This window comes from Pseudophaeobacter leonis (assembly GCF_002087335.1).
GTDB lineage: Bacteria > Pseudomonadota > Alphaproteobacteria > Rhodobacterales > Rhodobacteraceae > Pseudophaeobacter > Pseudophaeobacter leonis.
In genome coordinates this window covers 1-8530 of record NZ_MWVJ01000131.1, presented here as the reverse complement: position 1 = coordinate 8530, position 8530 = coordinate 1, and the positions used below count along the sequence as shown (strand labels likewise).

Genomic DNA, 8530 nt, shown 5'->3' with positions numbered 1-8530 from the left:
ATCCAGCGCCGTCTGGTCATAGTTTGGGCTTTCATAGATCACCTGATGCAACGGATGCGCGCTGGCCCCCTCGGCAATGCCTGTATCTGTGCGCCGGATTGCCTCAAATGGCAGCGAGGAAAGCGTGCCGCTGATCAGATTGGCACAGCCCCAGACCGCAGACAGGCCAAGGCTCGATTGCGCGCTGACCACCTCACCGGCATTGGCGGCACTGCCGCCGGACCTGCGGCCATCGGCCCATTGGACATTGCCCTCTGAGGTGCTGTCAGATTTGAACTGCAGCCCAATGGCAGACAGCGCCTTGTCTATAAGGGTCATGTCGTGGCTCCAAGTGCTGCAAAAAAGCTATTGCGACGGTCGGCGTCGCTGGTGTCTTCGGGCACCTGGCACAGCGGCCAGATGGCATTCATGGTGGCGATCATTCCGTCAATGGAATCCTCCGGCACCTGTTTGGTCGGGTAGATGTAGTCGCCGCCCTGCACCTGTTTCAGCAGGGTGTTGCCCGCCATCCAGGTCAGAACCTCATTGCCGTCATTGACCACGCGGTGATCCTCGACGCTGGCGATCAGCTTGTTAAACGGCTCATTCAGGTTCGAGGCCCGCGAGCGCAGCTCAACTGCGGTGATCCCGGCTTTCTCCCAATTTGCCGCCATCTGGGCGGCAAAAACCGCATCATAAACCACCATCTCCACATCGAGCGCCGGCACATCCGACCAGCCCCAGCTGCCATCGCCAAGCCCAGAAAGCTGCAGCACCAGCGCCTCGACAATGTTCAGATCCAGTTCCGCCCCCGGCGTGGTGAAGATCAACCCCTGTTTCTTCCAGCCCCAAAGGTGCTCATTGCCCGGCGCGTCCACCACCTTTTCCGGCAGAAAATGCCAGCTGAACAGGCGGAACAACTTGCCATCCGGCACCAGCAACCACAACGCTGGCCGGATCTCGGCGGGTGGCGAGATCAACGCCGATATAGGCTTTGCACCCGGCATACTGCGCCAGCTGCATGCCGGGATCCTGACTGGCGCGCCAGGCATCCATATCGATGGCAGCAGCACCTACGCTGGTCCAAATATCCAGATGCTTGCGCAGGAACTCTCCCATTGCCGCCGGGCTGGCTGCTGCCTTTTCCCATTCGTCCTGCATGTATTCCAGCGACTTCGCCGCATGCAGGCTGGGGTTTGCCTTGGCCCAGGTTGCCGGATCACTGGGCTCATCGCCCTCATCGGCTTCAAAGATCAGGCCAAAGTAGCGCTCATTCTTGCGATCGCCATCCAGCAGGCTCTGCAGATATTTGCGCTGCTCAAAGCAAATGCCGCTAGTGTTATAGCCCGCCGTGGTGATCGCAATCAGCAGTGGCTGCTCCCGCGCCCCCAGCGCCGAGGCCATTGAAACCCAAACATCGCGTTTATCATGTTCGTGCAGCTCATCGAAAATGGCGCAATGCGGGTTTTTGCCATCCTTGGATTTGGTCTGGCTGGCGATCGGCTGGAACACCGCCGGGATCCTGCGTCTTGATCTTGTGTTCTTCCACCGTCAGGCCCAGCAGCTCATCCAGCCCCTGCCCCTCGGCCTCGCCAGTGATCGCCATCACGCGCGCCGCATCAAAGACAATGCGCGCCTGATGGGTCGACGCCGCAGCCGAGTAGACCTTTGCCCCCGGCTCGCCATCCGGCACCAGAAAGTACAGCCCCACTCCGGACAGCAGGGTGGATTTGCCGTTCTTGCGCGGCACCTCAACATAGGCCGTACGGAACCGGCGCAACCCCGTCACCATATGGCGCCAGCCGCCAATCTGGCTGATCATGAACGCTTGCCAGGGCAGCAGAGTCAGGCATTCCCCGCGCGCCGCCCATGCGCCCTCAATATGCGGCAGCGCTTCCAGAAAGGCGCACATGTGTTCCGAGGCCGCACCATCAAACACATAGGGAAAGGCATCCGTCCCCGCCCGCTCAAGATCGGCCTTGAACCGCTTGCAGGCCTGCTGGATCCGGCGGCAGGACGGCACCTTGCCCGCCAGCACATCCTCTGCCCAGTCCAGACCCCGCTGGGTCACAGACGTTGAGAATGACGCATCCAACATCAGGACCGCGACCCCTTACGGGTCATGGGGCGGAATGGCGTCACCACCTTGCCATCCTGACCGCCGCCCTCTGGCGATGGCTCCTGCAACAAGCCCATGAAAGAGGTCTGACTGGACTGGCCTTGCTTGGCGCGCACGTAGGGCGTGCCTAAAAGCTCTTTTTCAAGTGCCTTCAATTGGTTGATATGAGCGGCACGCTGCTGCGACAGGCCGGACATGTAGTTGCCCTCCGTCGCCTCAAACCCTTCATCCACGATCAGCACCGACAGCCGATCGAAAGCCGCGCGGTGTACAGCGTAGCGCACAACCTGGCCAAAGACCGGCTCATCAATCAGCCCGTCACGCTTCAGATAGCGCAGCAGGCTTTCGCCATGCGACCGCTCGACCTCGTCAAAATGCTTGGTGGCCAGCCCCCAAGCAGATCAACCAGGTTCTGAATGTTCGTACCAGTGTGGTACATCCCCCCCCCCTTAAATTTGCGCGCGGAAAAATCGCATTATACCCGACGGTTTCCGGTCAGGAGGGCCAGACTTTGAAAGCCCCCCTCCCGGTGTTGCGCGCCGTTCGGCCCGCTGTTTCTTGCCGTCATGACAGCTCTTGCAAAGCGACTGCAGCGCGCCAAACCAGAACAACCCATGGTCATCCCGGTGCGGCACCACATGATCCGCGACCATGGCCAGTTGCTTTGAATGATCCGGACAAAGCCGACACAGCGCCTCTGCAACCAGCTGCTGCAGGCGCCGACCGCCTTTGCCGCGCCAGGCCTTGCTCGCATACCATTTGCGGCTCGGTCGGTTGGTGCGCCGCTTGGCCTCTGAGGGTCGGTCCCGGTCCTGCTTTTCCGATTGAGCATGCGCATCGCAATACCCCGTCCCGACCACAATCAGTCGAAAAACAGCCTGGATGCGCGCAGGGTTTCTTGGGCATCCCGCGCCCCTTTGCCAATGTCAGGTGATACAACGCAAAAACGCCCGCCGGTTTCCCGTGGGCGCATTTCGTGATGATATATAGCTGATCGCATGTAGGTGAGTTAAGCGTCAAGTGGAGATTTGCAATCGAAGCTCTACAGCAGGCACCCGCACCATACTGATCCGAGCTATCAGCGGACCACTGTCAGCCTGGAGCTGACCTTCTATCTGGTGGGGCGATTGTGCAGGAAAGAGCGGGAAGTGTGAATTCGCTGCACCTGAATGGATCGAGCCAAGGCCGGGCGAAAAAGGTCGTTCAAAGAGCCCATCCTCTCGTTGAGCATACTGCAGTCTGCATCAAGGTCAGCAATGCGCAGCTAGTGACGTTTGCAAAGTCGATGCTTCGGATTGGTGCAATGGGCCTGAACGGCCCACTTCCGACCTCGACATCGGTCAGAATCTGTTGAAACATTATTGTTGGCTAGAGTGCATCTGAGCGGACAAAACTTTCGTTGTACAAGTGAACCTAGATACAGCACGCCCCCCTTTAAAACGCCACAAATTAAGAATGACAGCGCGAATTTGTGTGAGCAAGGGAAATGTTGGCCACCTAGTAAGTGATAGTGTGTCATTTTCCAACTTGAGCAGACGAAACAAAATCGGCAACGGCAATAACGACATCGTACATCAAACCGCTCAGGACAAACGTAATGACGATTCCAACTGTAGCAAAGAGCCGGTAAGGAGAAAAGGTAATAGATGAGTAGCAAAATAGCGCTATCAAGAAGAAGCAATAACTTGAAACTACGCCAATTGACTGAATGAATAGTAAAGCTGCCAAAAGGAAAATGACAAAGGCGCCAGTGCCTAAAAAGTAGGTAAGTATCTTCCAGGAGTTTTGAAAAAGATATCCTCGTAGAATGGGCTTCGGCAGCAGCTCCCATGCTTCAAAGGGAGAGATGAGATCAATTGAACGGAAATCAGACATACTCTTGGGTTGATCGTCTTGGTCAGGATGGTCGTTTGGCCTCGTGGTTCTTCTATCATCAGCTGGGGGCCAGTCAATTTTTAGATTTGCAGGTGGTTGCCACTTAAACCTCGTCAGCATGGCTCCCAAATACGAAATAAACAGGCCTGCAATTACAAGAAATAGGGCCACAACTAATGGTAATTCACTGACTATACTATATGCATTACTATGCAACTTGATGAAGAAATCTTTACTAACAACGATGAGGAAAAAAATACCTGAGAACAGACCTGCCATCTTATATTCAGCATTTTGTTCGTCCTCTTCAGACTTCAATAAAGCCCAGAACCCCAATGGAGCAAAGAACATCAAGGTTGTAAGCGCATCCTTCTCCACTTCTCCAATGTCAGGGAAGTCAAGTGAAAAGAAAATTTCAGCCCAGAGCCATCGTGTAAATGGAAACCACTTCTCGATCAACCAACTGGAAAGGGCACCTATTCCAAAAAATGCAAGCACATGACTTGCAACATTGAATCCCGCCATAATTGGTCCGAGCCAAAAAAGAAATTCTTCAAATTTTTTATTCATCCCGCCACAAACCTTTAAACGTGAATTCATTTGACCCCGGGGAGTCCTGAAAAACAAAATCACCCTCGCACTTTCGACCGATGAAACTTACTCTACACTTAACCTACCTGAACTTTCCTAAGTGACCTTTATCAGAGTTGATGTTGAATGATTCTTCTATCATTATCAAGTATGCTGATTCCGACCTCGCCAGAATCCTCAGTTCTGAGACCGCGAATACGGAAAGCCGCCCATTTTGACCAAGAATGGCTTATTTGGCCGTCTACACGTGCCTGCTATTGAGTCGCTTTTGTCGGGTGCTTGTTCTGCTGCCTGTCATGCAGGCTTCAGTGGTGGCTTGCGGTCGCGGATTGAGACAAGGATGTAGCTGAAGATGTTTTCCTTTGCGGCCACTGGATGACGTTGGTCGGATGCCCAAACGCCGTGCCGCAGTATTCCTAAAGCTTCCTTTGGACCGACTGTGCAGCATTTCTGCTGCTTGGCGGTCGGCTCTGCAGACAGAGGCTGCCAAGACACATCGTCGACCTACTATAGGTTATTGCACCAATTCAAATTTGGTGATGTCACGAAGCGTTCTCGGTTGACGTCCCGAGTGTAGCCTACCGGTAATGCGAATGTATGCTCCATTCGTTTCGTGAGCCTTTATAGCATCAGCATATTGGCCCGCATTTAGTGAAACAGAAGCTCTAACCGACTCGTCTTCATCCGATAACAACAGCACCAACAGAACCGCCCCTGATCGCTTCCCGTCCTCGCCCATATCTCCATCAAGGCGTTCAACGGTACCAAAAAATGTCTCGAGCTGCTCTATTTCTTCAGAACGAAGCTCCTTCCGGACTTCCTCAATTCTTGAAAAATAGTCATCTTGGATTCGCACGATTTGGTTTTGCTCTGCTCCTCGAACAGGTCTCAATGACGACCAAAGAAATCGCAAATCCAAAGAGTTTTGCAGGGTTCCATCGTACATTGATGCCAAAGCATCGCACATGTTGGAAGAAACAATTGGATGCGTTGCTTCTTTTAGTTCGTCCACGAGGGCATCCAGTGTATCCGCTTCCACGGACTTGACTAGTTTTCGCACGCCCTTGTTCATAGTCTCAAATACCTGACGCACAAAAGGTGCATCACTTTCAGTGAGCTCCAAATTACCTTGAGCATCCAATGCGTTGATTGGGCATGCAACGTTCACCACAAAACTTCCGACTTCAGTTTGTCCAAACTGAGTGTGGCCAAGCATCTGCGTAGCCTCGCGATGACTCAATCTAGGATGCAGAACCCGAGGATTTAGAACTGTGCATGCCGTCGATTTAATAAGCTTTTCGACACCATTTACCAAATCTGAAGCGAATCCTAAAGGTAGGGTCACGTCGTCAAGGCGCGAGTGAATTCGGAGACGTAGGCCGTCTTTGCGTACTCCGAGAACTCGCTGAACAACGGAATCGGAACTCTCCCCCGACAATTCGGAGTACTTTGAGATTGTGCCTTCAACACTTTCAGAAAAATCTACAGCTGTTTTTTGAATCGGGAAAACAAGTTGTCGCCTAGGGTGAGTTAGGTGGCTGAAGACGAATAAATCATCATTGAGGGCCGCTTTATTTACTTCCCATCCGTTTCCTTTGAGGAAATCCCTCAAATCTGTCGCCGAAATTTTATCAATTAATTTCACTACGGACCACCATCATAGACTGGAACCGAGTTCTTTGAAATATCGGCAAAAATGTTATTAAGGTTGGAAACATCGAGTTTTTGCTTGTCGGGAATGTAGACCGTTTGACTTGTTGCGTTCGTAGAAGCAGCCGCCCCCCTAAGGCTTACCCAATATGCGCATTTACAGAGGGATAAAGCATCTTTGGTATGCGAGAGCCAGCTCGATTTTTCTTTTGGCAAAAACAATACCACAAGAATGCGAGGAATGGAAACGGCTTCGGACCTAAGATCATCATATTGCGGAATTCCCTTAAGACTATATGATAAATACCCGTGTTTATGGATAGGAGGTTTTATGGTAGCTTTAAGTTGAACTTTGACGTCGACTTCAGTCCTGTATCCACCTCCTGGAAAAGGCCCCCAAGCAGTCAACTTGGCATCAACGCCCGCATTATCTTCATGCCTGGTTCCGATGTCGCAAGAGGCTCCTGAGTGTGAAGCCACCGCATGAATGTATGCGTAGCTAAGCTCGGACTCGATATTTAGGTCAGTTAAAGGATTCACTCCCCTATCTCCACTGATCGACAACTCGTCATTTTCAGCAATACTTCCTACAAATCCCTTCCCAGATCAATGCTGTTTAACCACCGTTGCTTTGTTATTGGCAGTTTTGTCGCATGTCGGTCGAAGACCTACCAATCGTTTCTCAAAGCATTTGCTGCCAATGAATGCTTTCCGTCCTTGTAGGGAACTGCTGCGCAACCATAGAGAAGCTTCCTGTCGGCTGTACCGTAGCTTAGGCAATGCTGGCCCAAGTATAAACGCCGCCCGCGATGCCAGCCTCCGGGTCGTAGAGGTAGTTTTTACGGTGCAGCTTCTGGTGTGCTCGCAAGATCTCGGCGCTCTCCTCGAAAAGTGCAACGACGCGCTCTCGTCCCATTTCCTCCGGAATCTTGAACGTTGCGATCTCAGTGATCATCATTGGCCCTCCCTGTCACGGAAGATGATGGCACGTGCCGTGGCGTATTGCCAGCAGCGAAGCAGCTTGTATCTGCGCTTAACCGCCACTCATCCGTTCCAACGCCTGCCCCAAAGCCTTTACGACGGCTCGCGTTGTTCCCCCGTAGACGGACCAGCCATGCACCTTCAGGATATCGCTCAACCCGAGATCCGGCAGGCACCCCAGACCACCCAACCGCCGATCCGGAATCGAAATCCGCGATCCGCGCTTGGACGGGCGGATCCGGCGCACCACCATGGCGGATCCTGTCCCAATCCGGCAGTGCAAGCGCTGGATCTCTCCGCGGTCCCGCAGCACCGCATCCATGAAGTCGCCGCCACGCCCACCACCGCCAGAACGGATTGCCTCGATCGAGGAACATTTGAGCCCGGCGCAGGCGTGGCGCTCGACCAGATCTCGATAGTGGCGCCCCATCGCCACCTGCCCAGGTGTCAGCGGCATCGGCTTTTTGCTGCGGGCTGCACTGGCCACCATGCGGTCAAAGACATCCGCTCTCTGGATAGCGGATCGCCCGCGATAGCCAGCTGGTTTGGCCACATAGCCATCGCCCCCATCCGGATAGAGCCTGGTCGGCTGGAACACCCGAAACGCTCCCCGTGCAGGCGCATTGGGGATAGCGTCGCCACATTCCTCCGGCACAGCCCCGCGGGCTTTTGCCACCGCAACACGCGCGGCTTCCGCCTCCAGGCGAGCCGCGCCATCTGGCGCGACGATCACAACAAAATCCTTCATGCCGAGATCGCCGCTGCCAGGGGCCGCAATGCGTCGGCATTTGGCCTCGGGCTGGTCACGGCGCTGGCGAAAGGCCCGGTCCTGACTGCTCAGCACGTCCCCCCGGCGCAGCTGCTCATCCAATCGAGCAATCCGACGGCGGGCCTCGGCGGCGCGCTCCTGAACCAGGCGCAGATCATAGTCGCGCGGCCAGACGCGGGACCGGCGCAACTCTCCGAGCAATTCCGGCGTCCAGCCCTCGGCCAGAGCACGCTGCCCCAGCGCATGGGCAAAGACCGCGCGAAACAACGGCGAGGCATCATCGGCCGGCGGTTGGATCTCGGCGGCCCAGCCAAGGATCTTGGCCGCGATCGGGAAGCGATCCCGCTCCTTGCCGCCTGGCATATTCGCAACCTGCTCTGTCAGCGCCTGCAGGTTCAGCGCCGACATATAGGCCAGCTTGCCGCTAAGATCCGCGACCATGGCGTCAAATTGCGCCACCGTTAGACTGCTTGGTTTGGCAAGCCCCAACCGCTTCAGCGGCTCGATCAGCTGCTCTTTCACCCGGCGCTCACCTGCGGCCTGTTCTTTGGCATCCATTGCTCTGC

At 54.7% G+C, this 8530-nt stretch carries 9 protein-coding genes and 1 pseudogene; all 10 read right to left on the bottom strand.

Translation table 11 applies throughout. From position 1 onward, the window contains the following. A pseudogene (locus B4968_RS22685) lies at positions 1 to 318 on the bottom strand (phage portal protein); the annotation flags it as partial. Then, on the bottom strand, positions 315 to 857 hold the full coding sequence (locus B4968_RS22680; RefSeq protein WP_083101438.1) for a terminase TerL endonuclease subunit: 543 nt from the start codon (positions 855 to 857) through the stop codon (positions 315 to 317). The gene B4968_RS22680 and the pseudogene B4968_RS22685, both read right to left, overlap by 4 nt. Further along, a complete protein-coding gene (locus B4968_RS22675; protein WP_161492659.1) occupies positions 838 to 1491 on the bottom strand; it encodes a terminase TerL endonuclease subunit in 654 nt (217 codons plus the stop codon). Before B4968_RS22675 ends, B4968_RS22680 begins: the two co-directional genes overlap by 20 nt. Beyond that, positions 1421 to 2077, bottom strand: a complete 657-nt coding sequence (locus B4968_RS25475; RefSeq protein ID WP_083101436.1) for a terminase large subunit domain-containing protein — start codon at positions 2075 to 2077, stop codon at positions 1421 to 1423. Before B4968_RS25475 ends, B4968_RS22675 begins: the two co-directional genes overlap by 71 nt. Continuing rightward, positions 2077 to 2382, bottom strand: coding sequence for a hypothetical protein (locus B4968_RS22665; RefSeq protein WP_083101435.1), 306 nt, complete (start codon positions 2380 to 2382; stop codon positions 2077 to 2079). The genes B4968_RS25475 and B4968_RS22665 overlap by 1 nt, the downstream gene beginning before the upstream one ends. Positions 2383 to 3613: 1231 nt before the next feature. Further along, the gene (locus B4968_RS22655; protein WP_139793000.1) at positions 3614 to 4543 is read right to left on the bottom strand and encodes a hypothetical protein; all 930 of its coding nucleotides are present in this window, start codon (positions 4541 to 4543) and stop codon (positions 3614 to 3616) included. A gap of 535 nt (positions 4544 to 5078) precedes the next feature. Further along, on the bottom strand, positions 5079 to 6209 hold the full coding sequence (locus B4968_RS22650) for a hypothetical protein (protein WP_083101432.1): 1131 nt from the start codon (positions 6207 to 6209) through the stop codon (positions 5079 to 5081). Next, the gene (locus B4968_RS22645; protein WP_161492658.1) at positions 6209 to 6754 is read right to left on the bottom strand and encodes a DUF4365 domain-containing protein; all 546 of its coding nucleotides are present in this window, start codon (positions 6752 to 6754) and stop codon (positions 6209 to 6211) included. Before B4968_RS22645 ends, B4968_RS22650 begins: the two co-directional genes overlap by 1 nt. Before the next feature lie 232 nt (positions 6755 to 6986). Next, entirely contained in the window at positions 6987 to 7172 is a 186-nt protein-coding gene (locus B4968_RS22640; protein WP_083101430.1) for a site-specific integrase, read from the bottom strand. 75 nt (positions 7173 to 7247) lie between these two features. Continuing rightward, positions 7248 to 8530 (bottom strand): hypothetical protein (locus B4968_RS25015; RefSeq protein ID WP_241525933.1); only part of this gene is annotated, 1283 nt, incomplete at its 5' end.